This is a genomic window from Roseibium sp., from assembly GCF_051016195.1.
GTDB lineage: Bacteria > Pseudomonadota > Alphaproteobacteria > Rhizobiales > Stappiaceae > Roseibium.
On the sequence record NZ_CP134616.1, the window covers coordinates 3383249 to 3408639 of the forward strand.

Annotated in this window: 28 protein-coding genes and 1 riboswitch; of the genes, 17 read left to right on the plus strand and 11 right to left on the minus strand. The window is 59.2% G+C overall.

Features of this window, described 5'->3' with window-relative positions; genetic code table 11:
• Positions 1–2: 2 nt before the first annotated feature.
• The gene (locus tag RDA78_RS15410; RefSeq protein ID WP_434050709.1) at positions 3–905 is read right to left on the minus strand and encodes a PAAR domain-containing protein; all 903 of its coding nucleotides are present in this window, start codon (positions 903–905) and stop codon (positions 3–5) included.
• 291 nt (positions 906–1196) lie between these two features.
• Here RDA78_RS15410 and RDA78_RS15415 point away from each other — a divergent pair, with 291 nt between their 5' ends.
• Entirely contained in the window at positions 1197–1646 is a 450-nt protein-coding gene (locus RDA78_RS15415) for a ketosteroid isomerase-related protein (protein WP_434050710.1), read from the plus strand.
• Here the strand turns inward: RDA78_RS15415 and RDA78_RS15420 are convergent.
• Complete coding sequence (locus tag RDA78_RS15420; RefSeq protein WP_434050711.1) at positions 1598–1858, minus strand: hypothetical protein; 261 nt, start codon at positions 1856–1858, stop codon at positions 1598–1600. The genes RDA78_RS15415 and RDA78_RS15420 overlap by 49 nt on opposite strands.
• Before the next feature lie 121 nt (positions 1859–1979).
• Between RDA78_RS15420 and RDA78_RS15425 the strand changes: the two genes are divergently transcribed.
• Positions 1980–2669 (plus strand): SDR family NAD(P)-dependent oxidoreductase, encoded by a 690-nt coding sequence (locus RDA78_RS15425; RefSeq protein WP_434050712.1) that lies wholly within the window; start codon positions 1980–1982, stop codon positions 2667–2669.
• A gap of 17 nt (positions 2670–2686) precedes the next feature.
• Here the strand turns inward: RDA78_RS15425 and RDA78_RS15430 are convergent, their stop codons facing one another.
• Positions 2687–3013: an ArsR/SmtB family transcription factor gene (locus RDA78_RS15430; RefSeq protein ID WP_434050713.1), complete on the minus strand. Its 327-nt coding sequence runs from the start codon at positions 3011–3013 to the stop codon at positions 2687–2689.
• 79 nt (positions 3014–3092) lie between these two features.
• On the opposite strand from RDA78_RS15430, the gene RDA78_RS15435 reads away from it, so the two are divergent.
• Positions 3093–3560 (plus strand): DUF6428 family protein, encoded by a 468-nt coding sequence (locus RDA78_RS15435; RefSeq protein WP_434050714.1) that lies wholly within the window; start codon positions 3093–3095, stop codon positions 3558–3560.
• Between the two features lie 13 nt (positions 3561–3573).
• Here the strand turns inward: RDA78_RS15435 and RDA78_RS15440 are convergent, their stop codons facing one another.
• Positions 3574–4482, minus strand: coding sequence for a LysR substrate-binding domain-containing protein (locus RDA78_RS15440; protein WP_434050715.1), 909 nt, complete (start codon positions 4480–4482; stop codon positions 3574–3576).
• A 124-nt stretch (positions 4483–4606) separates the two neighbouring features.
• On the opposite strand from RDA78_RS15440, the gene RDA78_RS15445 reads away from it, so the two are divergent.
• From RDA78_RS15445 to RDA78_RS15480, 8 genes are all read left to right on the plus strand, one after another.
• Positions 4607–4909: a DUF1330 domain-containing protein gene (locus RDA78_RS15445; RefSeq protein ID WP_434050716.1), complete on the plus strand. Its 303-nt coding sequence runs from the start codon at positions 4607–4609 to the stop codon at positions 4907–4909.
• Positions 4910–5021: 112 nt separating this feature from the next.
• Positions 5022–5990 (plus strand): LLM class oxidoreductase, encoded by a 969-nt coding sequence (locus RDA78_RS15450; RefSeq protein ID WP_434050717.1) that lies wholly within the window; start codon positions 5022–5024, stop codon positions 5988–5990.
• An 11-nt stretch (positions 5991–6001) separates the two neighbouring features.
• Entirely contained in the window at positions 6002–6802 is an 801-nt protein-coding gene (locus RDA78_RS15455) for an SDR family NAD(P)-dependent oxidoreductase (RefSeq protein WP_434050718.1), read from the plus strand.
• A gap of 321 nt (positions 6803–7123) precedes the next feature.
• The gene (locus RDA78_RS15460; RefSeq protein ID WP_434050719.1) at positions 7124–8152 is read left to right on the plus strand and encodes a helix-turn-helix domain-containing protein; all 1029 of its coding nucleotides are present in this window, start codon (positions 7124–7126) and stop codon (positions 8150–8152) included.
• Positions 8153–8401: 249 nt separating this feature from the next.
• Positions 8402–10204, plus strand: a complete 1803-nt coding sequence (locus RDA78_RS15465; RefSeq protein ID WP_434050720.1) for a caspase family protein — start codon at positions 8402–8404, stop codon at positions 10202–10204.
• Positions 10205–10383: 179 nt separating this feature from the next.
• Entirely contained in the window at positions 10384–10680 is a 297-nt protein-coding gene (locus RDA78_RS15470; protein WP_434050721.1) for an ArsR/SmtB family transcription factor, read from the plus strand.
• Between the two features lie 187 nt (positions 10681–10867).
• The gene (locus tag RDA78_RS15475; protein ID WP_434050722.1) at positions 10868–11983 is read left to right on the plus strand and encodes a permease; all 1116 of its coding nucleotides are present in this window, start codon (positions 10868–10870) and stop codon (positions 11981–11983) included.
• A 10-nt stretch (positions 11984–11993) separates the two neighbouring features.
• On the plus strand, positions 11994–12842 hold the full coding sequence (locus tag RDA78_RS15480; protein ID WP_434050723.1) for a transglutaminase-like domain-containing protein: 849 nt from the start codon (positions 11994–11996) through the stop codon (positions 12840–12842).
• Positions 12843–12857: 15 nt separating this feature from the next.
• Here the strand turns inward: RDA78_RS15480 and RDA78_RS15485 are convergent, their stop codons facing one another.
• The 7 genes from RDA78_RS15485 to RDA78_RS15515 all read right to left on the minus strand — a co-directional run bounded on the left by RDA78_RS15485 (position 12858) and on the right by RDA78_RS15515 (position 19647).
• On the minus strand, positions 12858–13550 hold the full coding sequence (locus RDA78_RS15485) for a dimethylsulfonioproprionate lyase family protein (RefSeq protein WP_434050724.1): 693 nt from the start codon (positions 13548–13550) through the stop codon (positions 12858–12860).
• 185 nt (positions 13551–13735) lie between these two features.
• On the minus strand, positions 13736–14122 hold the full coding sequence (locus tag RDA78_RS15490) for a RidA family protein (protein WP_434050725.1): 387 nt from the start codon (positions 14120–14122) through the stop codon (positions 13736–13738).
• 66 nt (positions 14123–14188) lie between these two features.
• On the minus strand, positions 14189–15247 hold the full coding sequence (locus tag RDA78_RS15495) for a D-TA family PLP-dependent enzyme (protein WP_434050726.1): 1059 nt from the start codon (positions 15245–15247) through the stop codon (positions 14189–14191).
• On the minus strand, positions 15244–16710 hold the full coding sequence (locus tag RDA78_RS15500; protein ID WP_434050727.1) for a M81 family metallopeptidase: 1467 nt from the start codon (positions 16708–16710) through the stop codon (positions 15244–15246). The genes RDA78_RS15495 and RDA78_RS15500 overlap by 4 nt, the downstream gene beginning before the upstream one ends.
• Positions 16711–16786: 76 nt before the next feature.
• Complete coding sequence (locus RDA78_RS15505) at positions 16787–17833, minus strand: DctP family TRAP transporter solute-binding subunit (RefSeq protein WP_434050728.1); 1047 nt, start codon at positions 17831–17833, stop codon at positions 16787–16789.
• Positions 17834–17860: 27 nt separating this feature from the next.
• Complete coding sequence (locus RDA78_RS15510; RefSeq protein WP_434050729.1) at positions 17861–19147, minus strand: TRAP transporter large permease; 1287 nt, start codon at positions 19145–19147, stop codon at positions 17861–17863.
• Positions 19144–19647, minus strand: a complete 504-nt coding sequence (locus RDA78_RS15515; protein WP_434050730.1) for a TRAP transporter small permease — start codon at positions 19645–19647, stop codon at positions 19144–19146. Before RDA78_RS15515 ends, RDA78_RS15510 begins: the two co-directional genes overlap by 4 nt.
• A 164-nt stretch (positions 19648–19811) precedes the next feature.
• On the opposite strand from RDA78_RS15515, the gene RDA78_RS15520 reads away from it, so the two are divergent.
• From RDA78_RS15520 to RDA78_RS15545, 6 genes are all read left to right on the plus strand, one after another.
• Positions 19812–20726 carry a MurR/RpiR family transcriptional regulator gene (locus RDA78_RS15520; RefSeq protein WP_434050731.1) on the plus strand — a complete coding sequence of 305 codons (915 nt, stop codon included), beginning with the start codon at positions 19812–19814 and terminating at the stop codon, positions 20724–20726.
• Between the two features lie 359 nt (positions 20727–21085).
• Entirely contained in the window at positions 21086–22183 is a 1098-nt protein-coding gene (locus RDA78_RS15525) for an NAD(P)/FAD-dependent oxidoreductase (protein ID WP_434050732.1), read from the plus strand.
• A gap of 76 nt (positions 22184–22259) precedes the next feature.
• Positions 22260–22485, plus strand: a riboswitch (cobalamin riboswitch).
• A 202-nt stretch (positions 22486–22687) separates the two neighbouring features.
• Complete coding sequence (locus RDA78_RS15530) at positions 22688–22825, plus strand: hypothetical protein (RefSeq protein WP_434050733.1); 138 nt, start codon at positions 22688–22690, stop codon at positions 22823–22825.
• Positions 22825–23583 carry a metal ABC transporter ATP-binding protein gene (locus tag RDA78_RS15535; RefSeq protein WP_434050734.1) on the plus strand — a complete coding sequence of 253 codons (759 nt, stop codon included), beginning with the start codon at positions 22825–22827 and terminating at the stop codon, positions 23581–23583. The genes RDA78_RS15530 and RDA78_RS15535 overlap by 1 nt, the downstream gene beginning before the upstream one ends.
• Positions 23576–24478: a metal ABC transporter permease gene (locus RDA78_RS15540; protein WP_434050735.1), complete on the plus strand. Its 903-nt coding sequence runs from the start codon at positions 23576–23578 to the stop codon at positions 24476–24478. Before RDA78_RS15535 ends, RDA78_RS15540 begins: the two co-directional genes overlap by 8 nt.
• Positions 24475–25368, plus strand: a complete 894-nt coding sequence (locus RDA78_RS15545) for a metal ABC transporter solute-binding protein, Zn/Mn family (RefSeq protein WP_434050736.1) — start codon at positions 24475–24477, stop codon at positions 25366–25368. The genes RDA78_RS15540 and RDA78_RS15545 overlap by 4 nt, the downstream gene beginning before the upstream one ends.
• Positions 25369–25391: the final 23 nt, after the last annotated feature.

A 25391-nucleotide genomic window follows, 5' to 3' on the forward strand; every position in this document is an offset into this window, starting at 1 on the left:
GGTCAGTCCGGGTCAATAACGATGGCATTCGGATTGTAGCGATTGTTGAAGTCACTTTCGCTCATCCGGCGTGGTTGGCCATTGTAGGAGGACGCGGGGTCCATAACAACAAATGTCCGGTCCCCGTTCGCATCGGTTTCCACACCCGACACAGCAACCCGGTGCCCGGGATTGCGGAAACCCACCATGACCGGGTCGCCATTCGATGTCAGGTTTTCGATGTCGTCGAGTGACTGGTTGTTACGGACAGTGCTTGGAACACCGTGGTTCTCAAGAAGCTGCTCCGCATGCGCCGGGTTGATAGGCTGGGTTTCAAAATTGTGGTTCGGCCTTCCCATGATCTGGCGCATTTCGTCACGCAGCTGGGATTCTGGAACATCCACACCGGTGTAATATCTGATCATGTTGCGCGATGTCGCCACGACGCAGGAATTCGATTGCTCCTGCGCACTGAAGTTGTCCAGTGCGCTTTGCTGATGTGTGGCCGGTGACGCCGGATTGCCTGCACCGCCAGCTGCTGCTGAGCCACCGGCTCCTGCAGACGGCGCGCCGCCCGAAGCACCAGCTCCGCCGCCGCCAGCGCCGCCGCCACCACCGCTGGCAGTTCCGATAAGTACGGTGGGAAAGCCGGTGATGATCATGCCGCCGTGGCTGGTCTTGTCGGTTATACGGGCCGCCGGCATCCCGCCCACAAGCACGGTCGGTGAACCCGTGATAATTTGTGCCGGCGGGCCGGCCGCACAGATTGCCATGTCCGTCACCCGGGCCTGGGGCAGACCGCCCGTGTGGACAGTGAGGCAGCACGGCGGGGCGATCGGACCGCCGACATGGGGTACCGGGATGACGGCCGGTGTCGCCATCGGGCAGGCGGTCATATCGGTCACGCGGGCGGCTGGCATTCCCATGGGTCAGATAGTCCTTTAAAAAAATACTGCCCTTACATTCGTGTCTCGCTGCGAATCCGTCAATGCCGCTACGTCACACTTTTGCGGATTGGGATATTCGGCTCAATTCGGAGCAAATGGGTTCGCGATCCGGTTCGCCTAAGCGGCGAGACGCGCGTTCCCGGCAGCTGCCGGTATGCTCCGCCGAGGGCGAGAAGGCATTGTAAACCCGAATGTTGTGTTTCCCTTGCACGACATTCGTGTCGCGTGCAAACTCGCCGTCCAGCTGCAATCCAATCTGTGCGAGACGTTATGCCAAACAAGCAATCCCGCTTTCTGATCGACACCTATTTCGCCGCCTTCAATGCCGGTGATACCAAGAAGATGGAGAGCCTCGTTGCCGAAGATCTCGTGCACGATGTCAATCAAGGGGAGCGTCGCATTGGCAAGGACAAGTTCTGGTCCTTCAACGTGCACATGACTCGCTGCTACAAGGAACGGCTTTCGGATATCGTCCTTTTCGTCAACGAGGAAGGAACCCGCGCGGCTGCGGAGTTCATCGTGCATGGCACCTATATCGGCACCGATGAGGGCCTGCCGCCCGCCAATGGGCAGACCTACGATCTTCCGGCAGGCAGTTTCTTTGAAATCCGGGACGGAAAGATCGCGCGCATCACCACCTACTACAATCTCCAGAACTGGATCGATCAGGTTCAGGTGCTTGATGAAATCAGCTCCGGCGACGTCTCCGGTGAAAGCTGAGCGCCTTTCAGTCCTTTCTCCCTGATTTCCAGGTTGAGGTCGGTCAACCCAGCCGGGCGCCAGACCCGATCATCATCGATCATGTCGATGGGTGCCTGGTAGCCGATCTCCCGGAGATGAAGGTAGCCCCAGTGCTGTCCCACGGCTTCAGCCGACCGATCGACGCGGGCTGAAAAGCCCCGGCCGGCTTCGAGCGGGTGCTTGTGCGACACAGTTTCTTCCGGCGAAGACAGCTGTCCGGAGGTCGAGGTATGAAATACACACGCTCTTTACTGGGCAAGTCCGGGTCCGATACCCAAGTAAAAGCTTGAGTTGGATACCAGGGGAAGGTTCATGACAAAGAGTGTGTTGATCGTCGGTGCGGGAGAGGGGCTGAGTGCTTCGCTCGCACGTTTCTTTTCTCAGGACGGCTATCGGGTCAATCTGGCGGCACGCAATCCGGACAAATTGGAAGATCTGTGCCGGGAAACCGGTGCGGGGGCTTATGGCTGCGACGCCTCCAGCCAGGCCAGTGTCGAGCGTCTGTTTCAGGCCCTCGACGATGACGGAGCGACCCCCGATGTGGTCGCCTATAACCCCAGTGGCCGGACAAAGGGACCGATCGAGCAGCTCGATCCGGACAAGGTCCGTGCTGCCCTGGATGTCACGGCCTGGGGTGCCTTTCTTGTCGCCCACGAAGCGGCGAAACGCATGGTTCCAAAGAGCGCCGGCACAATGCTGTTCACAGGAGCGTCCGCCGGGATCAAGGGGTTTCCGCAATCGGCGGCGTTCGCGATGGGCAAATTCGCCTTGCGGGGGCTTTGCCAGTCATTGGCCCGCGAGCTTCACCCGAAGAACATTCATGTGGTCCATTTTGTCATTGACGGCGCCATTCACAGCCCGGGGCGCGGTGCGCCCTATGACGACCCGGAGAAGACGCTGAATCCTGATGAAATCGCGCGGACATATCTTGAAATGACGCGTCAGCACCGGAGCGTCTGGACCAATGAAATTGAACTGCGCCCGCATGTTGAGCGTTTCTAGGCACGATGTCTGGCGGGTCAGCAGTTGCCGCCCGGCAGGCAACATGCCCTGACAGTCGCGTTGTTCTTGCAGCAGTCCTCCAGGAGGTAGCGCATCAAAGCTCCGATCGTCGCGAAGTCGATCCGGTAAGTGATCTGCCGGGCCTGCCTGCTTGAAGTCACCAGACCCGCGTCCGACATGTTGGACAGGTGAAACGACGTTCTTGACGGCGTCGCGCCGACACTGCCGGCGATTTCGCCTGCCGTCAGCCCGTTACTGCCTGCTTCGACCAGCCGTTTGAAAATGCGCAGACGTGTCGCGCTGGACATGGACGCAAATGCGACCAGGGCATCAGTTTCGTTCATATTTCAAACTTTCTTGAAATGTTTTCTGAATTGTGATTGAACTATATTTCAACAAAGTTTGAAATGAAAGGTTGCCGCCATGACACCACTGTCGCTTCTGGATGCACTGGAGAAAATGCCTGCCGAATTGCCCCTGATCTTCCGGACCGGGGACGGTGCAATCGGTGAGGGATACCATGTGACCGAACTGAAACTTGCCGAGGTCAACAGCATCGATTGTGGAGGCCGGCTTGCTTCGTGGACCGAAGCCGGATTGCAATTGCTTGACGGGCATGGCGGCAGCCATATGCAACTTGGAAAGTTCAACGCGATCCTTGCGCAGAGCATTGCCAGCCTGAAGGGACTCGGCGATAGCCCGCTACAGGTGGAGTTTGCCCATGAAAACAGGGGCATGCGGATCTATTGCCTGTCGGAGCCGGTACTCGGTGACGGTGCCGTGGCGATCCGCTTGAGCGAGGTGCGGGCCCATTGCAAACCGGCGCTGGATCTCACCAGCGCAGATGTGAGTGCGTGCTGCGGTGCGTCTCAATCCGCCTGTTGCAACTGACTGCAGTCCTGCATCAGTCGTCAATCCAGGCGGGGGCCTTGCCGATCTTTTCCAGGAGGAAGTCGATGAAGACCCTGACTTTCGCTGTCAGGACATTCGATTTCGGATAGACGAGCCAGAGCACTGACCGGTCGTCGACTGCGAAGTCCGGCAGGACCCTGATCAGCGTTCCGGCTTTCAACTCGGCATGCGTGTTCCAGAGGGAGTTCATCGAAATGCCGGCGCCGGCGATCGTGGCGAGTTTCAAGGACCGGCCGTCGTCCATGACCAGACGGCTCGCGGATGCGCGCGGATCGAAGTATTCCGCCGTGCGGCCCGGCCCGATCAATGGTTTTGGGGTCAGATCCTGAAAGGCGATGAGCTGGTGCTGCAGGAGATCGGCGGGAGCTTCGGGATAGCCGTGACGGTCCAGATAGCCCGGTGACGCACACAGAATGCGGGTATCGTCAGCGAGCTTGCGGAGTTTGAGGCTGCTGTCTTCGAGCGCGGAGTTTCGCAATGCCAGATCGTAACTTCCCTCGATCAAGTCAAATCTTGTGTCGGAGAGCTTGAGGTCGAGCTTGATTTCCGGGTATCGCGCCAGGAACTCCGGTATCAACGGAACGATATAGAGCTGCGCAAATGTGCTCGAGGCCGCAAATCGCAGGAGGCCGCTGACCTGTGGACTGGACAGGCCGAGCGCAGCTCTTGCGGCATCCTCCTGCGCAAGTATCTCCCGGGCGAAGGGCAAAAACTCCGAACCTTCGACAGACAGTGCCACCTTGCGCGTCGAGCGGTGCATCAGATCCGAGCCGAGGCTTTGTTCCAGTTTGGCCAGACGGTTGCTGGCGACGGCAGGCTGCATGCCGAGTTCGCGTCCGGCTGCGCTGATGTTCAGTTTTTCCGCGGCCCGAACGAAGAGCCGCAAGCTGTCGGTGTCCATGCAATTATATCCGAAATACGAATTATGTAATCTTAAATCTCCTATTTATACTGAAAATCAAGATCTTTATTTGTTCGTTGAGGCTGCAGGACGTGCAGTCAGAACAGATCGAGGATCAATTGAAATGGCGTATTATTCCGTGCTTGCCGTGACACCAACGGCGGAAGACTGGATTCCCGGCTATATCGGTCCGGCAAACAGGCTGGTTGCCCAGCATGGCGGCAAATACCTGGCGCGGACCGCGTCTCACGAGCAGGTGGAAGGCTCCGAAGACGCGGCCGCTCTGCGCATCGTGATCGAGTGGCCGTCCAGGGAAGCGGCATTGAATTTCATGAAGGACGCGGAATACGCTCCCTATCTGAAGGCCCGTACGGAAGGGTCGAACAGTTTTCATTTTCTGATCGAGGGAAAAGACGACCTGGCTTGAAGGCGCGGGAAAGTGAAACCGTCTTGCGACCCCGTGCGACGGTGAGATGACAGTCATGGTTCAGCTCGAAGCAAATCGATATACGTGAGGCTTCCAGCGCAGCGGGGGCAAGATGCTCAATCGTTTGGACAAGACCGGTTTTGAAGAGATAAACCGGGCTTACAATACCGTCTTCAAGCCCGGCCGGTTGTCGTTAGGACTGGTTGTGCCGCTTGAAAACTATGGCATGGGTGCGGTTCCCGAAATGAACCGGCATCTTGAACGCGTGCAGCTTGCGGAAGAACTCGGGTTCTCGTCTGTCTGGCTGCGCGACGTGCCTTTCAATGTTCCGTCTTTCGGAGATGCCGGTCAGATGTTCGATCCGTTCGTCTACCTGGGCTATCTTGCGGCTGGAACGGAGCGGATCGGCCTCGGTGTGGCCAGCATTATTCTGCCGCTGCGCCATCCGGCCCATGTCGCCAAGGCAGCCGCCAGCGCCGACGTTCTGTCAGGCGGCCGCCTGCTTCTCGGCGTTGCTTCCGGAGACAGGCCCGAAGAGTACCCGGCGCTCAACATGTCGTTCGCGGACAGAGGTGCGCGCTTCCGGGAGAGTTTTGACTATATCCGGAAGATGGCCGAGACCCGGCCGCAATTCTCGAATGCACATGGCGCACCGGAGCCGGGCATGGACATGCTGCCGAAACCGTCCGCAGGCAAGTTGCCGATGCTGATTACCGGTGGCAGTCAGCAAGCCCCGGACTGGATCGCGGCAAACGGCGACGGCTGGATGACCTATCCTCGCAACATGCAGGCCCAGGAGCAGGTCATCCGGGATTACCGTCGGAATGTTCAGACGCTTGACGCCTTCGACAAGCCGGTCATGCAACCGCTCTACGTCGATCTTGCTGAAGAAGCGGACGCTGCGCCGCGGCCCATCCATCTCGGGTTCCGGCTGGGCGTCAATCATCTGCGCGCGTATCTGAAGTCGCTCGAAGCGATCGGTCTCAATCACGTCGCCCTCAACCTGCGCTTCAACGAGGTGGATGTCGAGACAACCCTGAAACGGCTTTCCGACGCAATCGTCGCCGATTTCGCACAGTAAGGAAGAACATGATGAGCAAGACAATTCTGGTGACCGGATCGACCGACGGGATCGGGCTCGAGTTGGCCAAGGGGCTGCACGCACAGGGTCACACCGTGCTTCTGCACGGGCGCAACGCCCAAAAGCTTGCTGCGGCGAGAAAAACCGTGATGGCAACTACCGGCGGTGGCGACGTCGACACTTACCAGGCGGATTTTTCAAGGCTTGGCGATGTGGCAAAGCTCGCCGATGAGGTTACAGCCAAGCACTCGAAGCTCGATGCACTGATCAACAATGCAGGCATCCTCCGCACGGCAAACGAAGTTACGGAAGACGGCCTCGATATCCGGTTCGTGGTAAACCTCCTGGCACCTGTTTTGCTGACAAAACGGCTGTTGCCGCTGATGGATGCGTCAAGCCGTGTGGTCAACCTGTCGTCGGCGGCCCAGGCGCCAGTCAGCCTCGAAGCGCTCGCCGGCAAGGTGCGCCTGTCAGCCATGGACGCCTACGCCCAAAGCAAACTGGCCCTGACCATGTGGTCACGGCATCTTGCCGGGCAGCTTGGTACAAACGGACCCGTGATCGTCGCGGTCAATCCCGGCTCGCTGCTCGCCAGCAAGATGGTCAAGGAAGGCTTCGGTGTGGCCGGAAACGATCTGTCCATCGGCGTCGACATCCTGCTGCGGGCAGCACTCTCGGACGCGTTTGCATCTGCGAGCGGGAAGTATTTCGACAATGACAGCGGCCGTTTTTCTAACCCGCATCCCGATGGCCTGGATGAGCGAAAGAACGAAGAACTCGTGAAAGCGGTGGAGGGAATGATTGCCGGCTGAAACCAAGCCGCTTGGCGCGCGTATCGATGAAGCACGAAAACGGTCCTTCCGGGGCCGTTTTTTCGTTTTGGCTCCATGCCCGTGATCAATCTCCGGCCCAGGCCCAGTTTGCCGCAACAAGTTGCACCGCTCTAGAGACAAAAGGAGAGGGCGTATAGAATTCACAAGCAACCTTGGTCGAATTCATCAGTTTTTTGCATCAGTAAAAATGACGATAATCAAAATCTTGAGCGTACTTTCATTTCTTTGTTTGTTAAAAACGACAGTATTGATTAATTTAAGTCATATGAGATGCGTCGATAAGGGAGTGGAGCGCAGAGAATGGCGTGGTGGTTTCTGCCAGAGCAAGCAATAGAAACAAATTTCAATTTCTCGCTCTTCACGTCGAGCAGTATGGAAGACTGTATCGAATTCCTGGAAAAGCCCGGTGCGTCCATCAGTGTCTCTCAACTGGGCGACGGACACTGTAGATCCAAGGTGCAGATACTCGACTTTGGCCGTCTGCTCGTGATGATCGAAGACCACAGTCAGGTGATCGAAGTCGACGGTAACATTCCTCCCGGTTCTTTCCTTTTCTCTTTCGGTCTCAGGCCGCAGTCGTCGCTGATTGTCGACGGAACGGATTTGGGGGCCGACATCCTGCGGATTTCGCCATCCGGTTCCGATTGTTTCGAAGTGTTTCGGCCCGGTGGAGCAATTGCCTTGTTTGCAGTCGACGCAAGTGCGCTCTTGAGCCACGAAGCTCTGATGCCCGATGTTGCGGAATGGCTGGCGACCCGAGATCGCCGCAGCGAGTTCATAAGATCGGCAAATCTCACAGCACGCTTGAGACAGGACACGCAGGTGCTGATCGAGTGTGCCGCGGCATTGCGGGACAAGGGTGATCAACACGTGCTGGGCGATCTCGCAATCTCGAGCCTCGCGAATGCACTTTCTTTCGAATGGCTGTCCTCACAGTCACCGGACTTGCTCAGAAGTACACGGTCGTTCGAGAGGTTCGCTTCGGCGCGTGATGCGCTTCTGGTGAGCATGCAACCCGGCCTGGCACCGGAGACCTTCCAGACACTGGAATCCCTGAGTTCAAGGCGAACTCTCGAAAATGTTTTCAAGTCCAACGTGAACATGGGTCCCGCGACTTATGCGCGGATCATAAGGCTGAACAGCGCAAGACAGAAGCTCATCGACGGAAGCAGGATCAACGACAGTATCGGTGACATTGCAGCTGAAGAGGGGTTCTGGGAGTGGAGCCGGTTCAGCAAATATTATCACAAGCTGTTCGGCGAATTGCCGTCCGAAACGCGGGGAAACAGGTTTCGCAGGGGCACGAGACCGGTCTCCGCACGAAAATAGGCTTCGCCGGTGATCGCGCAGGCAGGTTGTGTCGATCTTAAATATGCAGCCTGCCTCGGTCGCCACACGGATGCGCCCCTTCTCGGCCCATGTGATCCGCGATGCGATCGTGATCGCAAAGACACCAGAAGAGCAGACGCATGCCTAGTTGATCTGAAATGCCGGCTGCACAGATTGCCGTTCAAAATTGACGTTTGTTTGAAAACAACCCTATTCTACGCGTGATTACTTCATGTGGGATTTTTCGAATTGCGCCTTTTGTTTGTTCTGTTCCTAATTCTGGCCACGCCTGCCTTAGCGGAAAAACGCGTCGCCTTTCTTGTCGGCAACTCGAATTACGAACATGCGCCGCCTCTCGCAAATCCGGTCCGCGACACCATCCTGATCGCCGAAACACTTTCTGACCTTGGCTTCGAGGTTACCCAACGAACGGACTTGAACCGCGAGCAAATCGGGCGGGAGCTGTCTGCTTTCCTGCGCGAGACAAGCGACGCTGATGTCACGCTTTTCTATTTCGCCGGACACGGCATGCAGTATGAGGGCAGGAATTACCTGATCGGCACGGACGCCGAATTGCAGACGGAATTCGATATCGAGGGCGAGGCACTGGAGCTCGACAAGATCGTGCGGCTTCTTGAGCGAAATTCCCGCGCGGCACTGGTCTTTGTCGATGCCTGCCGCAACAATCCCATCGCCAATCGGTTTTATACCGAGAATTTTTCTCAAACCCGGGCCATGGTCAGCCGAGGATTGGCTGCGCTGCAGAACTCGTTTCAGGGCAGCATGATCACGTTTTCCGCCAGCCCCGGACAAGTGGCCTATGACGGCAAAGGCGAAAACTCCCCGTTCGCATTGGCTCTTGCGCGGCACTTTCCAACCGAAAACCTTGAGGTGCTCAGCCTGATGAAGCGCGTGATCAGGGACGTGAAGGCGGACACCAAGGATCTGCAGGTCCCCATGGTCACGAATGATCTGACGGATGAGATCTACCTGAAACTGGGTGAGGGTGGCGCCGGCAACGCCTTGCTGATGCAGCAGGAGCAGGCCCTGTTTGCGGCCGCGTCCGACCTGAACAGCCTGCGCGCCTGGAACATTTTTCTGGAACGATACCCCAACGGCTTCATGCGGGAGATGGCGCTGACTGCGCGGGAAACCCTGCAAGCGGAGCAAATCGCCAGCCAGGCGGGTGTCGCGGTCGCGGAACTCGGTCCGCAGGCGGTCGAACAGACGACGGCCGACGATATAGAAACCCGGTTGGGCTTGTCAGCAGAAGACAAGAGAAAGGTTCAGGCCGCGCTCAACGGTCTCGGGTATGATGCCGGTCCCGTGGACGGCGTCATGGGCCGACGCACGCGGCTCGCCATTTCCAACTACCAGCAGGCACTCAGGATGCCTTCGACAGGCGTGGTGTCGCAAGCCACCGCCGAGGCGCTCGGTCTGTCACTTTCGGGAACAGAAAAGTCCGAAGGACCGGTGGTGTCGTCGCGCGATGCGCGCCGTTACGACCCCGACCTGATCGCCAAAGTCGAAAACGACAAGCGGTTGCTGAAAGCACTTGAAGAGCTTGCCGGCAAGGAGTTGATCTATGGGTTCTTCGAAGGCCGTATCTACATCGCCGTGTTGAGCTGGAGCTTCGTGACATGGGACGATGCGGTGGCGCTTTCTGAACGCGCCGGCGGACATCTGGTGACGATCACCTCGAGGCGGGAAAACGACTTTGTCTATGACCTCGTCCGGGGCGATGACCGCTTCTGGGTCAAGGCGCATGTCGACACCAGACTTACGGAAGCAATCGGTCCGAACATTGGACTGTACCAGAAACCCGGTTCGCGCGAGCCGGCAGGCGGTTGGGTCTGGGTTACGGGTGAGCCGCTCGAATACACGAACTGGAAGGGTTCAAACCCGGACAACTACGCGAACCGCGAGCATCACGCCATCTTCTATAACAATGCGCCTTATCGAGGAGCGTCTGGGAAAGTTCAACCGGCGCCGGTCTGGAACGACATAGGTCAAGGCGGCCGGGTGCGGTCGTTTATCATCGAAATCGAGTGAGACCGGCGCGGCGCCTGTTCTTGAATTCCGGTCCAAGATTCAGCGTCCGGATTGCAGTCTCTTGCCCGATGCCCTGGCAGAAGAGCCGTGGGTGTGCGGCTGCCCATATCGCGGCCGCAGGGCTTGACACGGCAATTAAAACTATATAACTAGAAATATAGTTATATTGGATGACGAAAATGGATCTGGAAGAAGTTGCACAGGGTTTTGCGGCGCTTGGCTCGGAGGCCCGGCTTCAGGTGGTGCTGACGCTTGTGAAGGCGGGGCGGAACGGATTGACCGTCGGGGATATCCAGACCCGGACCGGTATGGCCGCGTCGACGCTCGCGCACCATCTCAAGTTTCTGTCTTCCGCAGGTCTGGTTCTCCAGGAAAAGGATGGCCGGTCGGTGGTCAATCGTGCGGCGTTCGATCATCTGGAAGGGCTCGCCGGGTACATCCTCAAGGAATGCTGTGTAGACGAAGGCGTGCGCTAGCGCGGCGAATTTGAAGTTCGCTTCGGAGACTGCAGAAGCAATGATGCGAACTTCAAATTCGTAAACCGCACTAGAAACATAGACTTGCTAGTCACCTTCTTGAATCTGAAGTTCGTTCGAAGCGAGCTGCAAAATGAGTCGATTTTCAGATTCAGGTGACGAGCGCCTGCGACAAGGATTAAGGCAGATGTCGGATACGATTGATCGCATAGAGCTTGACCAGGACGGCGGGGCCACGGGCTGCTGCGGAGCGAAAGCCGAAAGCAGTGCGCCGCAGAAAGCGAAATGGAGCTGGAAGTCGTTTCCGGGCCGGGAGTACCTCCTTTCGACCTGGACAATCGTCGTCGGCGGCCCGCTGCTTGTTCTGCTGACGGACCAGGTGCAATTCGTTCCTTTCGTGAGTTTTGCGGTCAAGGCGTTCCTGGGCACGCTTCCCTATATTGCTTTCGCCGTCGCGCTGATCGCGTGGCTGAAGGCAGCGGGAGCCGAATCCTATGTCGCACGTGCCTTCGAGGGGCGCGAGACACAGGCCATCGTGCTGGCTGCCCTCTTTGGCGGGCTGGCACCCTTTTGTTCATGCGAGGTCATTCCCTTCATCGCAGGGTTGCTGGCCGTCGGTGCGCCGCTGTCCGCGATCATGGCCTTCTGGCTGTCTTCGCCGCTGATCGATCCGCCAACGCTGTTGATCACGGCCGGTGCGCTCGGCTGGTCATTTGCCATCGGCAAGGCGATTTTCGCGGTTGCTCTCGGGCTCTTCGGTGGTTTCCTCGTGTCCGTGCTTTTGAAAACGGGCGCTTTCTCCAACCCGGTCAAGATCGGCTCTTCGGCAAGCGGTTGCGGATGCGGCGCGTCACCGCTGACCGGCAAACCTGTCTGGAAATTCTGGAGCGAAACCGAGCGCAGCAAGAAATTCGTCAGCGAACTGAAGGTCAATGCGTTTTTCCTGGTGAAGTGGCTGGCGCTCGCCTATGTGCTTGAAGCCGCGCTTGTCACCTATGTTCCGGCCAACCTGATCGCGGGTGTTGTCGGTGGTGAGGGTATCGGGTCGATTGCCATATCCGCACTGGTCGGCATGCCGGCCTATCTCAACAGCTACGTCGCGCCGCCACTGCTCGCAGGTCTGATGGAACAGGGCATGAGCGCAGGCGCTGCCATGGCCTTCATGATCGCCGGAGCGGTCAGTTCGATCCCCGCCATGGCCGCTGTCTGGTCGCTGGTCAAGCCGCAGGTCTTTGCGACCTATCTGGGACTTGGTTTTGTCGGGGCGGTTCTGTCCGGCCTGATCTTCCAGCTCGCAATCTGAGGACCGCACGATGCAGACGCAGGTATCTGTTACCGTTGACCCGCACAAAGACGCAAGCCGCATGCTTCTTGTTCCGGTTGGCCTGCCAACCCCGCACCAGATGCCCGTTCACTTCGACGTCGCCGGGGGAGCGTTCTCCCTGACCGGTGAAACGACGACCGGACAGATCGTTGCGGTCGTTACACCGGAGCCGGGGCGGCAAGTAGAGGTGCGTTACAGCTACGTGGAAGGTGGCCCCGGTTACCCCAACAGCATCTTCGCGCCGCACAGGAACCGGTACACGCAGGCTGCCGAAGCGCTTGTCTTCGACGCGATCAACATTGCCGAGACGCAGCCGGACGGTCACGCCGCGATCCAAGCGCTTGTGAATTCCTGCGCCGAGAAATTTCGCTACGGGCATGCGGATGTGCGCTTCAACGACGGTTGTGACGAGGTGCCCTATCTTTCCTGCGGTCTCACCGAGGGGTCCTGTGTCGACATCAACACCTACCTGATCGCATCCCTGCGTGCAGCAGGCTACGAGGCGGGTTACCTGACCGGCTACTTCTTCCCGCAGGAGAAGGACGGGTGCTGCGAAGACGCGCATTGCTGGGTGGTCACGCGGCACAACGGTGTCGTGCTGGAATGGGACATTGCCCATCATCTGAAGATGGGGACGCGCGATGTCTGCTGCGGTCTCAATCCGAAACCCGGGGACCGGGTAGCGCTCGCCCATTCCATGGGACTGAGCTTTCCCGCTCTGGGGATCGCGTGCGAAAAACTTATCAGCGAACCAGGCTGGGTGTCGGACGATGGCCGTCTTCAGCCCGCCAAACTCACGATCAGCCGCGTGATTGAGAAAGGTGCGGCGGCCGCGTGACCGTGGCTTGCCTGCTCATTTGCGCTTGCGGCTGAACACCATTTTCTGGCTGGCGAGCTTGTCCTGCGGTCCCGTCCAGGCATAGGCGAGGAGCGCGGGCTCAAGCTTTGACACCGTGATCCGGTGGGTGTGTTCGGGCGGGTTGAAGATCATGGATCCGGGCGCATAGACGCCCTGATGGTTCTCCGAGACAGCGCCTGACAGGCAGATGTAGCTCTCCGAAATGCCGCTGTGGGCATGCGAAGGATAAACGCAGCCCGGCGCAAACAGCACAAGGCCGAGGATTACCTCGGTCGTCAGAACCGGTCCGTTCGGGCCGCACAGCTCCGCATAGGCGTAACTCTTGCTGAGCCCGCGCGGGACTTTTTCATATCCGTATTGCCAGGCAAGTTGTCCCTGAACGCTTTCGATTGCCCGGATCAGGGGCGCCGTCCGTTCAAGCCTGCCTTCATCCAGCGCCCGTTTCAGATGCGCCGTGACCGGTTTTTGGGCAGGCTCACCGAAGTCGATGACCGTCTTTGATCTGCTCACGCGGCTGATGGCTTCGCGCACGGACCGTTGATGGGACCGGATCTTGTCGCTGCCGCCGGAAGACAGAAACCGGTAGGCTTCATAGAATTCGCGCAGCAAATAGCCCCAGTCCGGGTAGTTGGACAGATAGTCCTCCGGCTGGCCGGTCTCGTCGGTCACCTTGTCTTCCTCAAGCACGCTTTCGCCTCTTTGCTGAACTCCGGATGCTGCGCGGGACATAGCACCGACGCAGCGGAAATCAACAAGCAGAATTCGCGCCAATCAAAAAATGGCAGCAACAAAGGCAGCAGGGTCTCAGGGGCGGGAGCAACGGCGGTACCCATGCTCTCGGGCACAAGCCGCGGTTGTCTGGCTCCGGGCCTTTACAGCGGCTTGTAGGCAACCACGTCGATTTCGATCTTGGCATCGACCATCAATTGCGATTTCACCGTGGAGCGCGCCGGAGCGCCGTTCGGAAAATAGCTGGCGTAGATCTTGTTGAAGATCCAGAAATCCCGCGTGTCGTCCAGCCAGACATTGACCTTGGCGACATCCTCGAGCGTGCAGCCGGCCTTTGCCAGAACGGCGACGACATTGTCCATCGTGCGCCGTGTCTGGGCTTCGATCCCGCCGGGCTCGATTTCGCCGTTTTCCTTCATGGCCACCTGGCCCGAGATGAACACGAAATCGCCGGCCCTGACGGCGGGAGAAAAGGGCAGGTTCTGTCCGCCGGCTCCGGTGCGTTCCACGCCGATGCGTTCGATAGGCATTTCATTCTCCAATATCGTGATGTTCGAAAGGACGGTTGATTTCAGAAGATAAACGGCGTCCGGACGTCACCAGACCTGTCCGCGCGCTGCGACAGGCATGGGTCCGGTGAGATCCGGGCCGCGCACGCTTTCGACCCTGTCAAGCATGTTGGCAACCACGCAGGCATGATTGGGCACGATCCGCAGTCTTTCGCCAACTCTCAGGTTGATCGGGCCATCGGAAACGATGCGCCCATGTTCCTCGCTGAGCTGATCAACTGAAAGATCGTCGCGGCCGAGCACATGCCCATGCCCCACCTGCCCGAAAAGATCCGTCGTCAGCACCTTCGACCCGGCGTCGACGATCGCATGGTTTGGGGAGGGAACGGAGACGACGGTCGCCAGGACCGTGAGCGCGCAATCCTCCCAGGTGCAGGCCCCGTGGGCCACAAGCGAACGGTCGTTGTAGACATAGGTGCCGATCCGGTGCTCCGTGACCGGCCCATCACCATGCGTGCGCCACATGTCGGGAGAGCCGCCGGATGAAACCACATTCACCTCGAGTCCTTCGGTCTCGATCAGGGTCTTGGCTTCGGTCAACCAGGCTTCGGCCTCCTGCATCCGTCCAACCGGAGGAAAGGTCATCAGGCCGCCGAACCTCAGCCCCGGCAGAGTGTTTATCAGCTTTGCAAGTGTGGCTGCGGCGGCGGGCGAGGGAACACCGCACCGGTCCGCGCCGGTGTTGCATTCAACCAGAACGGTCAGCGGGTCGGCAGCGTCCGAGAAGGCGCGGCTGAGACCGTTTGCCACCACGTCGTTGTCCGCAACGACGGAGAGCCGGACCTTTTCGGACAACGCGCGCAGGCGCGCCGTCTTTGTGTCTCCAAGGATGTTGTAGGTGATCAGGACGTCATCAATGCCACCCTCGGCCACCATGGCCTCGGCTTCGCTGACCTTCTGGCAGGTGATGCCGACGGCTCCCTGCGCGACCTGGTATTTCGCCAGGCCCGGCAGTTTGTGTGTCTTGATGTGTGGACGCAGTCTCAAGCCATTGCTGTCGCAATGGGCCTGGTATTTGCGAATATTGGCCTCGGCTATGTCCATGTCCACCAGGACGCAAGGTGTGTCGAGGGTCGGGAAAATCATACGAGTTCCTCGTGATGGGGATTGTCTACCATCGGCCATATCTCGCGTTGCAAACGGGTGTAGGCGGTCCGGCGCGGGTCGCTAGGATAGGGCCCATCAACGGCAGCATAAAGAATTTCTCCCGCGATAGGTGCAAATGCGCCGTGGAAATGATTGGTCGATTTGACGATCAGGATCCGTTTCGCGTCCAGATCGATACCGAGGTTCGTGAAGAGATCGGGCGAAAACGCCTGCGACCGGTTGGAATTAAGAACGATATCCAGATCCCCGATCCGGATTGCCGCGCTGTTTCCGAGTGGCACGACAGAGGCGCCGAAGCTTTGCACGGCGTTTTCCACCAGCCGGGTCACGCGAACCCGGGCATCTATCGGTTGCCCGGCATGGGCCGATGTCTTGCCGCCAAACCTGAGTTCGAATTCAGCGCCTTCACCGGCGGCAAAACACAGCCGCACCGCCATCGGATCCCAGATCGTGCCAAGCGCGACACCCTTCAGATCCCGGTCGAGCACATGCTGAAGCAGGATGGTCGAGTCACCAGCGACACCACCGCCGGGATTGTCCCAGACATCCGCGATGACCACCGGTGCACGCGCGCTTCTATCTGCGCGCATCAGGGCTTCGACGGGCGCTAGAAACTCCGGCGCTGCGCGGCCGCGGAAACCGAAGAGTTCCATCCCGAGATTCCGCGCCAACCGCTTGCCGCGCGCCATGTCTCCATTCGTGGTCAAAATGATCTTCGCGCCAAGATCGGGCGAGTCCCCGGCCATGAAACCGTGAATGACTGAAGCCGACAGAACTTCGCCGGAGCTTTCGAGCGACTTCAGCCTGTCGATAAAACCGCGCATCGGCTCAAGGCTGGTGGGCAGAACGTCGATCATGCGCACGTCGAAGACGTTGATCACAGGAGAGATTTCACCGCGTGCAGCCTTGAGCGTCAACTCCGCGCAGACTTCGCCCGTTTCGACGAAGTCCGTGTGGGGAAATTCCTTGAAGACGGTGATTATGTCGGCATTTCTGGTGCGCTTTTCGCTGAGGTGGCTATGCGGATCGAAGGTTGCTCCGATCCGGCAATCTGGGCCTGCAATTTGCCGCGCTGCCTCCAGGAGATCGCCCTCGCAATCGACACAGCCGTCGGCGATCATCGCGCCGTGCAGGCCGAAGATCACGGTGTCGAGCGGAAGCGCCGCTTTCAGCTGGCCGAGCACCTCGGCGCGCAGGCGCTGCCATGTCGGCCCGCTCACGAGACCACCGGGTTCGGCCCACGTTGCGGTCCCCTCGATCAGCTCGATCTCGCCGCGCGCGGCGCGTTTTCGCAAGGCAGGGAACACGGCACTGCACAGCGTCGGTGTTTCAGGATGTGCGCCGGGCGGTGCGTAGAAGCTTTGTTCAAAATCTGAAAAGTCCGTCCGCAAGGGAGAAAAAGTATTGGTCTCGGTCGCGACGGAAGCACAAAAAACGCGCATGAAAACCCCGGTCAAAATGAAAAGATGGCGAGGGGAGCTGAAGCTCCCCAAGCCAGTTATGAGTGCGTACCCTTTGTCAGTTCAGGTAGCTGCTGCCGTTGGCAGCTTCCACTTCGCTCTTGAACAGGGTCAGCAGTTCGGTCGCCTTGGCGTCGAGGTTCTCGGCGACATGGGTCTCGAAGGCCGGCTGCGTCGCGCCTGCCATGGCCTTGCGCTGATCGTTTGTCAGGGCTGTCACCTCGATCTTGTCCATCAGGCCTGCAAGACCACGGTCGGAGGCCTCGATGATGCGTGACAGGCCCCGGCTCGCGGCGACACAGTTTTCCGCCGCAACTCGTAACGTGTCCTGTTCCGCCTTGCTCAGGCCCTCGAAGAACGCGCGGTTGACCATGAAGGTATACGGCGAGAACAAATGGTTGGTCAGGGTCATGTATTTCTGGACTTCGGCGAAGTTCGCGAAGGAAATGATCGGGACCGGGTTCATCTGTCCGTCGATCACGCCGGTCTGCAGACCGGAATAGACCTCACCCCAGCTCAGCGGATAGGCTTCCGCACCCAGAGCCTGGACGATCTTCTGGTGCGAGGGCAGCGTCATTGTCCGAATCCGGATGCCGTCGAAATCGTCAAGGTCCGCGATCGGCCGCTGGGAGTTCGTGACGGCGAAGAAACCGCCCGTATCCGGAAAGCCGAGAACGACGACATCGCCCAGCGTTTCCTCGATGTCCGCCGCCAGCGCTTCACCGAAGGGACCGTCAAAGACGGAATAGGTGGACGCATTGTTGGCGAAGGCGAATGGAAGGTTCAGAACGTCGATGCGCGGGTAGTAACTGGCAAGCGCGCCCGTCGACGTCAGGGTCGCCTGGATGACGCCGTTCCGCACCTGGTCGACATGCTCCGCCGCAGAGCCGAGCTGGTTGGAACCGAACACCTCGACGGTCACGCTGCCATTGGTGTCGGCGGCGACGATGTTGGAGAACACCGCCGTGCAGGCATGCGCCGGGTTTTCGAACGGGTCGGTCTTGTTGTCATGTCCGAAACGAATGACACCGCCTTCGGCCAGTGCGGTTGTCGCGGTCAGCGCCAGAACAGCGCCTGCAACAAACCCCTTCTTGAAAGTCTTCATGATTACCTCCTCAGTTGAAGACGTGGTCTATTGGACAAATCCGAAGGCGCGCGGCAGAAACAGGGCCGCGTCCTCCCAGAATGCGAACAGGAACAGGATGGTGATTTCGGCGATCAGGAATGGCATGAGCTTGACCGCGATCCGTTCCAGCTTTTCCCCGGTGACCGAGGACAGCACGAACAGGCAGGCACCGACCGGCGGCGTCATCAGGGAGATGTTCAGCGCCAGCACGAAAATGATGCCCGCATGGATCGGTTCCAGGCCGATCTGCTCGGTGAGCGGAACAAGGACGGGTGCCAGAATGATCAGGATGGCGGTGATATCCATCACCATGCCCACGACAAGCAGGATCGCTATGATGATGGCAATGACCGCGTAGGGATTTTCTGAGATCCCCAGGACCGTTCCGGCCAGCATCTGTGGAATGCGCTCGAAACTCATCCACCAGCCGAGAATGCCCGCGAAAGCGATGATCACGAATATGACGCCGGTGATGCGCGCCGTGCGAACGAGCATGGAATAGAAATCCCGCACGTTCAGCGTCCGGTAGACGAAGATCCCGATGAAGAGGGCATAGGCAACGGCGATCGATGCCGCTTCCGTCGGTGTGACGACGCCACCCAGGATGCCGCCCAGAATGATGATCGGCATCAGAAGGGCGGTGAGCGACGACACGAACGTGTGCCAGACCTCGCGCAATGTGGCTCCGCGCGCGGCTTTGGGAAGGTTTTCGCGTTTTCCCCCAATGACGATGACGCCCATGCAGACGAGGCAGATGACGAGCCCCGGCAGGATGCCGGCCGCGAACAGGCCGCCGATGGATACGCCCATCAGCGATCCGTAGACGACCATAAGCCCTGACGGGGGAATGGTTGGGCCAATGATTGAGCCTGCAGCGGTGACGGCACAGGCATAGTCGCGTGAATAGCCTTCTTTTTCCATGGCCGGGACCAGTGTGCGGCCGAAGGCGGCGGCGTCGGCGGTCGCCGACCCGGTCAGGCCAGCGAAAAAGACGGAGGCGAGCATGTTGGTGTGGGCGAGGCCGCCGCGAAAGCGCCCGACCAGAACCTGCGCCAGTTTCACGAGACGGTCGGTAATGCCGATTCCGTTCATGATCTCGCCGGCCAGAATGAAGAACGGCATGGCGAGGAAAGGGAAGATGTTCAACCCATTGAAGATCTTGCTTGGTCCGATGGCCAGGAAGTTGGGGCCGCCACCCATGTCGATGAGCCCGACAACACCCGCAAGACCAATGGCAAAACCGATCGGCATGCCGAACAGGATCAGGAGAACGAAGGTAACGGCGACAATCATGCGCGCGCCTCCGCGGATGTTTCGAGCTGAAGTCCCTGGTCGCGCAACAGGACAAGGACAAGCTGGACGATTGCCAGGAAGGCCGAAGCGGGAACTGCCCAGAAGAATGGTTCGAGCGTTGCGCCGAAGATCATCGCCTGGCGCGACGCGCCGCTCTGGGCAAAGCCGACGCCGAACCAGAGCACATAGGCAAACAGCGCGATCGCCAGCAGGTCGATCACGATGAGCACACTTCGGCGGACAGGATAGGGCAGCTTCATCAGGAAGGATGTCAGGCCGATGTGCTCGCGGCGGGCGATCCCGGACGAGACCGCCAGAAGGGCTGCCCAGATCATCAGGTAGCGGGCAAGCGTTTCGGGCCAAGGCAATTGCCAGTGAAACCAGTAGCGATCTATGACGCCGATCCAGACATCGAAGACAAGAGCCAGCATCAGGAGTGCGACGACCGCTTCGATCAGCCGGTTCAGCGTTCCGCCGATTCTTTCCGCAAGGATTTTCACGTTTGCCCCTCCCGCATGAAACTCCGTTAGATAATTTCGTGGGAATGACAAGTGAGTCAAGGAATTTTTGTCATTTAATTACAAAAATTCCGACCTGATAGGCTAAATGGGTGTGTTTATTGACCTAATTTTGTAATCGAGTTACAAAATGGGGGTGAGGTATCATGCAAGCACGATTGAAAATAGACGAGGGACTGGGACACGCGGCTGTCGACGTGATTTCCAATCTGAGAAAATCCGATGGTCAGCTCTCCGCGAGGGAACAGAAGGTTGCCGACTTCGTCTCGGCCAACCTGGAGCGGATCAGCGCGATGACCATTGCCGAGGTGGCAAAGGCGTGCGACGTCAGCACACCGACGGTGGTGCGCTTCTGCCGGACGATGGGGTGCGACGGCTTCCGGGAATTCAAGATCCGGCTTGCGCAAAACCTTGCCGTGAGCCTGCAGTATCTCGATGTCGGTGACCGGCCCGCGTCGGCGTCGAGCTCCGGGTTTCTCGATCAGGTGATCGGGGCCCTTTCGGCATCCCTGAACGTCATGCGCAAGCAGGTCCAAGGGGAGGTGTTCGAGACCGCGAAAGACCATATTGCCGGCGCACGAAACCTGCTTGTCGGTGGTGTCGGCGGCGGTTCCTCCATGCTGGCGCAAGAGGCCTCCAACAGATTTTTCAGGCTCGGTATTTCCGCGGCGGCCGTGTCCGACAGCTACGTCCTTCAGATGCGGGCAGCGACCCTGTCAAAGTCTGATGTCATGCTGCTGATTTCTTCCAGCGGGGAGGCGGATGAAATCGTGAGCGCCGCCGAAATTGCGGCGGGATACGGAGCAGCTACCCTGGCAATCACCAAGTCGGGCAGCACGCTTGCGCGCGCTGTTGACTGCGCCCTGCAGATTGATCTTCCGGAAGATCCGGACATCTACAAACCAACGGCGTCCCGCTACGCCTATCTCGTCATCATCGACGCGCTGGCCATGGCGGTTGCCCAGATGAGGTCCGACCACACGACGGAGAACCTGCGCCGGATCCGGGCTTCCCTGACAGCCTATCATGGCCGGACGGGGCCGCAGCCGCTCGGGGACTAGGTGTGGATTTCAAAAAGGTTGTTCATTCCATCGATCCTGAAACTGATTGTGTTTGGTCAACAACCAGTCTCAAGAACTCAATGTGAGTGAACAACCTATTTAGAGTCCACAGCCAGGGCGCTAAGGATTTGATTCCGAACTGCGGGCTAACATGCTGATTTGCAGCAATAACTGACGAATTATTCGCTTAAAGAAACACTTCAGTTCGTGCTTCCGCTTCATGTGGTTTGTGAGCGGCTTAAACAAGAGATTCAATGCGTTCAAACGGGTATGGCGCTTTGCGGATCGAGCGGCATATTGCCCCTTGCTTCCACCCCGGTGCCGGGTAATCTGCGGGATCAAACCGCAGGAACTTCTTCATGACAATCCTTGTTGTCGGAGCCGGAATTTCCGGTCTTTCAACCGCCTGGGCCCTGACCAAGCGCGGTGTCCCTGTCACGCTGTTCGAGCAGGGCCCGATCCCCAATCCTCTCTCCGCCTCCGGTGACCAGCACCGGATCATCCGCAGGGCCTATGGCGGGCAGGGCGGCTATCAGCGCCGGATCGGAGATGCCTATTCGGCGTGGGACGAGATGTGGGAAGACCTGGGCACAAAACATCTCGTCGACACCGGCTTCATGGTGATGTCGCAGACTGAGGACGATGGCGGCGAAGACTACCGGCGCGGACTTGTCGAGGGTGGCTATCCTTTCGAAGACCTGACACCGGAAGAGACCGCCGCGCGGTTCCCTTTCGTCGCCCCGCAGACCATCCGCTATGGCCTTGTCAGCGATGAGGGCGGCGTTCTTCTTTGCCAGAAAATTGCTGCAGATCTTCGTGACTGGCTTCGGGCGCAGGGAACGGAGGTGCGCGAGAACGCGGAGGTCACCGCGGTCGATACCGCGGCCGGTTCACTGACGCTTGCCGATGGTCAGGTCCTCAAAGGCGATCATGTGATTGTCACCTCCGGTGCCTGGACCCTCGGACTGTTTCCGAAACTTGCAGCTAGCCTGACCACCTATCGCACGGCGGTTGTCTACCTGACACCTCCGCCTGATCTCGCGGAGGTCTGGGAACGTGCGCCTGCAATCCTGGATCCTGGCGGGCCTGTCGACGGCTACATTCTGCCTCCCGTTGCCGGAACAGGCCTCAAGTTCGGCGCCGGAATACACAAATACAAAGCCACCCCGGACCAGGACCGGACGCCGAAAACCGGGGAAGGGGAGGTTTTGCGCAACCACTTTTCACCACCGTTTTCACGGATCGAGGAGTATCGCGTCGACGGCGTGGTGACCTGCGCCTACACCTTTACGGCGGACGAGCATTTCTTCGCGGCAACCGAAGACAGGGCGACCATCGTGTCAGCCTGTTCCGGACATGGCTACAAGTTCGGGGCCGTGGTCGGGCAGAAGCTGGCAGACGGTATTGTCTCCAGCAATATGGCTTCGGCGCAGACGTGGCTGGAAGCGCGGGACTGACCCGTCCTGCAGATCAGGCGAGATGCGTGAAACAGGACTTAAGCACAAATACGTGTTGATTATTTCTGGTCGGCAAAATAGGTTCGCCTTTGATGGTTCTTGCAGAATGAAAACGGCTGCAAGATGAAAAGGGAACACGGTGAGGAAGAGCCGAAGGGCGCCAAATCCGTGACTGCCCCCGCAACTGTGAGCGGTGAGCGACCCCGATGATCGCCACTGGGCCTTGTTGAACAACGGCCCGGGAAGGATCGGGAAAGCTTGGACCCGCGAGTCAGGAGACCTGCCATCGCAATCTTAACTTGACCGGGCGGGGTGTCCCGGTGGGAGACGTCCATGTGCAAAGCGGTGCTGCCGTTCAAAAATATGGTTCTGCCAGATCCCCGTCCATTCGGAGGGGGCGATGCGCCAGATCACACGATCAATCCCATTGCGGGAAAGTCACGACAGACCTAGCTGCGGGTCCCTGCTGACGTCGTTCGCGGAACCAAGTCCGGATACGGACTGATGGCGCGGCATGCTCCCGGAAGTGAAATCCGGCAAAGCCGGCCTTCGTGCCTGACTGAGATGAGTGTCGTGACACTCGCCGCAGGCGCACTGGCGTCGTCAGCTCTTCTCTGGCTCATGATCTGGATGGTGCTGTGATGGCAGCCGTCCTGGAATTGCGAAATCTGTCTCTCGGCTATCCGAACCTCACGCTTTTCAAGCATTTGTCCCTGGATGTGGAGGCGGGAACGGCGCTGGCGGTCCTGGGTGCAAATGGCTCCGGCAAGAGCACCTTCGTCAAGATGCTTCTTGGCCTTAAGGAACCGCTTGCCGGTCGCCTGAACTGGCCGTCAGGACGGCCGGGCGAGATCGGCTACCTGGCACAATTGACGGAGTTCGACCGGCGCTTTCCCATTCGTGTGCGCGACCTCGCCGCGATGGGCGCATGGCGCGGGTTCGGGCTGTGGTCCGGTCTTGGACGAAGCGGCCGAGACCGGGTCGCGGCAGCGCTGGAAGAGGCAGGAATCCTGGATCTTGCAGACCGATCGCTTCACACGCTTTCCGGCGGGCAGCTTCAGCGCGCCCTGTTTGCTCGCGTCATACTTCAGGACGCACCCTTGATCCTGCTGGACGAGCCATTCGCGGCGGTCGACCAGAGTACCGAGGCTCACCTGCTGTCGATCATCGAGCGCTGGCGCGGGGAAGGCCGGGCAGTTGTCCTTGTGGTTCATGATCTTTCATCGGTCCTCGATCACTGCAGCCACGCGCTGCTGCTGGGCAACGGGATCGCGACGCATGGTCCCGTGGAAGAGGTTCTAACGCCGGAGCGCCTCGTGGCGCAGGGCTATCTCTCGCAAAGCCAGGCGTCCTGGATGTTCCGCGGCTCCCTTGAACGGGGAGAACCGGCCCATGTTTGAATTTGTCGCCGAGATGTGGAGTTTTGCGTTCATGCGACGCGCCTTCGTGGCGACCACCGTGCTGTCGGCTTCCGTTGCGCCCATTGGCGCATTTCTTGTCCTGCGGCGCCTGTCCCTTGCCGGCGAGGCAATGGCCCACGCAATCACACCCGGTATCGTCATCGGGTTCGTCGCCACGGGCCTGTCGGTGATGTCGCTGCTCGTTGGCGGGCTGGTGGCCGGGGTCGGTGTTGCCGTCCTCACGGCGCTGCTCGCGCGCAAGACGATCCTGCGCAGCGATGCGAGCCTTGCTTCGCTCTATCTCATTGCCCTGGCGGTCGGGATCTTCATCCTGTCCGCGGCCGGATCTGCGGTGCCGCTCAAAAGTTTCCTGTTCGGGTCGATCCTCGGGATCGACGATGCATCCATGATGCTGGTCGGCGGGGTCGCAACGGTGACGCTTGCTGCATTCGCCGTTCTTCTCAGGCCGTTGATCGTCAGCACCTGTGACCCGATTTTCTTTGAGTCACAGACACGGCGGCCCTGGCTCGTCGACCAGGGGTTCATGCTGCTTCTGGTTTTGAACCTGCTCGCCGCGTTCAAGACACTCGGGACGCTGATGGCTGTCGGCCTGATGATCCTGCCCGCGACGGCAGCCCGCTACTGGGCCAGTACCATTACCGGCCAGCTGGTGCTCGGCTTTCTGTTTGCCCTGGCAAGCTGCTGGATCGGCCTGACCTTGTCGTATGTCTTTCCAGAAACCCCGTCCGGCCCGGCGATCGTTCTGGTTGCCGGCGGCTTTTTTCTGATTTCCGCCCTGTTCGGGCCGCTCGGCTTTGGCGGCCGGTTCCGCAAACCGTCCGCAGAGAAAAAACCCTCTACTGAACACCCCTATGCTGAAGAGAGAATCCAATGACTATTTTGAAAACGCTGGCCACCGGTTTTGTGGCGACATCGCTCTTGGCAGCTGCCTTGCCGGCCAATGCGCATGACGACATCAAGGTCGTCGCCAGTTTCTCGATCCTCGGGGACATGATTGAGCAGGTCGTTGGTGATCATGCGGATGTCACGACCATCGTCGGTCCGGATGCCGACGCGCATGTCTATCTGCCCTCCGTTGCCGATGCGCGCGCAGTTGCCGAGGCAGACCTCATTTTCGTCAACGGGCTCGGATTCGAAACCTGGTCAGACACGCTGATTTCCGAATCCGGGACCGAAGCCACCGTCCACATTGCGACCGAAGGCGTGACGCCGGTCATGGTTGACGGCGAGACCGACCCACATGCCTGGAACTCCCTGTCGAACGGGGTGATTTACGTGCGCAACGTCGCCGACGCGATGTCGGAAGCGATGCCGGATCACGCCGACGATTTCAAAGCAAATGCTGAGGCTTACATTGCAAAGCTGGAGGCTCTTGACAAGGAGACCCGCACGCGGCTGGCCGCACTTCCGGCAGATCGCCGCACCGTTGTCACCGCGCATGATGCCTTTGGATATCTTGCTGATGCCTACGGTCTAACCTTCCTCGCGCCGGTCGGTATCGACACGGAAGCCGAACCGTCCGCACGTGACCTTGCCGTCCTCATTGCCCAACTCAAGGAGCAGGGTGCTGCCGCGCTTTTCGTTGAGAACATCACCAGCCCGGTGCTGGTGCAGCAGATCTCCGACGAAACAGGCATCGAGATCGGCGGCCGTCTGTTTTCGGATGCCCTTTCCGAACGGGGCGGGCCGGCGACAAGTTACCTCACCATGTTCCAGCATAATCTCGGCACGCTGCTGGATGCGCTTGGGAACAACAACAGCTGAGGCAACATAGCCCGTTGGAGTGG

Bases quoted from the DNA above. Each gene is read 5' to 3' on its own strand.
- RDA78_RS15410 (WP_434050709.1), bottom strand. From the start codon at position 905: ATGGGAATGCCAGCCGCCCGCGTGACCGATATGACCGCCTGCCCGATG.
- RDA78_RS15415 (WP_434050710.1), top strand. From the start codon at position 1,197: ATGCCAAACAAGCAATCCCGCTTTCTGATCGACACCTATTTCGCCGCC.
- RDA78_RS15425 (WP_434050712.1), top strand. From the start codon at position 1,980: ATGACAAAGAGTGTGTTGATCGTCGGTGCGGGAGAGGGGCTGAGTGCT.
- RDA78_RS15430 (WP_434050713.1), bottom strand. From the start codon at position 3,013: ATGAACGAAACTGATGCCCTGGTCGCATTTGCGTCCATGTCCAGCGCG.
- RDA78_RS15435 (WP_434050714.1), top strand. From the start codon at position 3,093: ATGACACCACTGTCGCTTCTGGATGCACTGGAGAAAATGCCTGCCGAA.
- RDA78_RS15440 (WP_434050715.1), bottom strand. From the start codon at position 4,482: ATGGACACCGACAGCTTGCGGCTCTTCGTTCGGGCCGCGGAAAAACTG.
- RDA78_RS15445 (WP_434050716.1), top strand. From the start codon at position 4,607: ATGGCGTATTATTCCGTGCTTGCCGTGACACCAACGGCGGAAGACTGG.
- RDA78_RS15450 (WP_434050717.1), top strand. From the start codon at position 5,022: ATGCTCAATCGTTTGGACAAGACCGGTTTTGAAGAGATAAACCGGGCT.
- RDA78_RS15455 (WP_434050718.1), top strand. From the start codon at position 6,002: ATGAGCAAGACAATTCTGGTGACCGGATCGACCGACGGGATCGGGCTC.
- RDA78_RS15460 (WP_434050719.1), top strand. From the start codon at position 7,124: ATGGCGTGGTGGTTTCTGCCAGAGCAAGCAATAGAAACAAATTTCAAT.
- RDA78_RS15470 (WP_434050721.1), top strand. From the start codon at position 10,384: ATGGATCTGGAAGAAGTTGCACAGGGTTTTGCGGCGCTTGGCTCGGAG.
- RDA78_RS15475 (WP_434050722.1), top strand. From the start codon at position 10,868: ATGTCGGATACGATTGATCGCATAGAGCTTGACCAGGACGGCGGGGCC.
- RDA78_RS15480 (WP_434050723.1), top strand. From the start codon at position 11,994: ATGCAGACGCAGGTATCTGTTACCGTTGACCCGCACAAAGACGCAAGC.
- RDA78_RS15490 (WP_434050725.1), bottom strand. From the start codon at position 14,122: ATGCCTATCGAACGCATCGGCGTGGAACGCACCGGAGCCGGCGGACAG.
- RDA78_RS15495 (WP_434050726.1), bottom strand. From the start codon at position 15,247: ATGATTTTCCCGACCCTCGACACACCTTGCGTCCTGGTGGACATGGAC.
- RDA78_RS15500 (WP_434050727.1), bottom strand. From the start codon at position 16,710: ATGCGCGTTTTTTGTGCTTCCGTCGCGACCGAGACCAATACTTTTTCT.
- RDA78_RS15505 (WP_434050728.1), bottom strand. From the start codon at position 17,833: ATGAAGACTTTCAAGAAGGGGTTTGTTGCAGGCGCTGTTCTGGCGCTG.
- RDA78_RS15510 (WP_434050729.1), bottom strand. From the start codon at position 19,147: ATGATTGTCGCCGTTACCTTCGTTCTCCTGATCCTGTTCGGCATGCCG.
- RDA78_RS15520 (WP_434050731.1), top strand. From the start codon at position 19,812: ATGCAAGCACGATTGAAAATAGACGAGGGACTGGGACACGCGGCTGTC.
- RDA78_RS15525 (WP_434050732.1), top strand. From the start codon at position 21,086: ATGACAATCCTTGTTGTCGGAGCCGGAATTTCCGGTCTTTCAACCGCC.
- RDA78_RS15530 (WP_434050733.1), top strand. From the start codon at position 22,688: ATGGCGCGGCATGCTCCCGGAAGTGAAATCCGGCAAAGCCGGCCTTCG.
- RDA78_RS15535 (WP_434050734.1), top strand. From the start codon at position 22,825: ATGGCAGCCGTCCTGGAATTGCGAAATCTGTCTCTCGGCTATCCGAAC.
- RDA78_RS15540 (WP_434050735.1), top strand. From the start codon at position 23,576: ATGTTTGAATTTGTCGCCGAGATGTGGAGTTTTGCGTTCATGCGACGC.
- RDA78_RS15545 (WP_434050736.1), top strand. From the start codon at position 24,475: ATGACTATTTTGAAAACGCTGGCCACCGGTTTTGTGGCGACATCGCTC.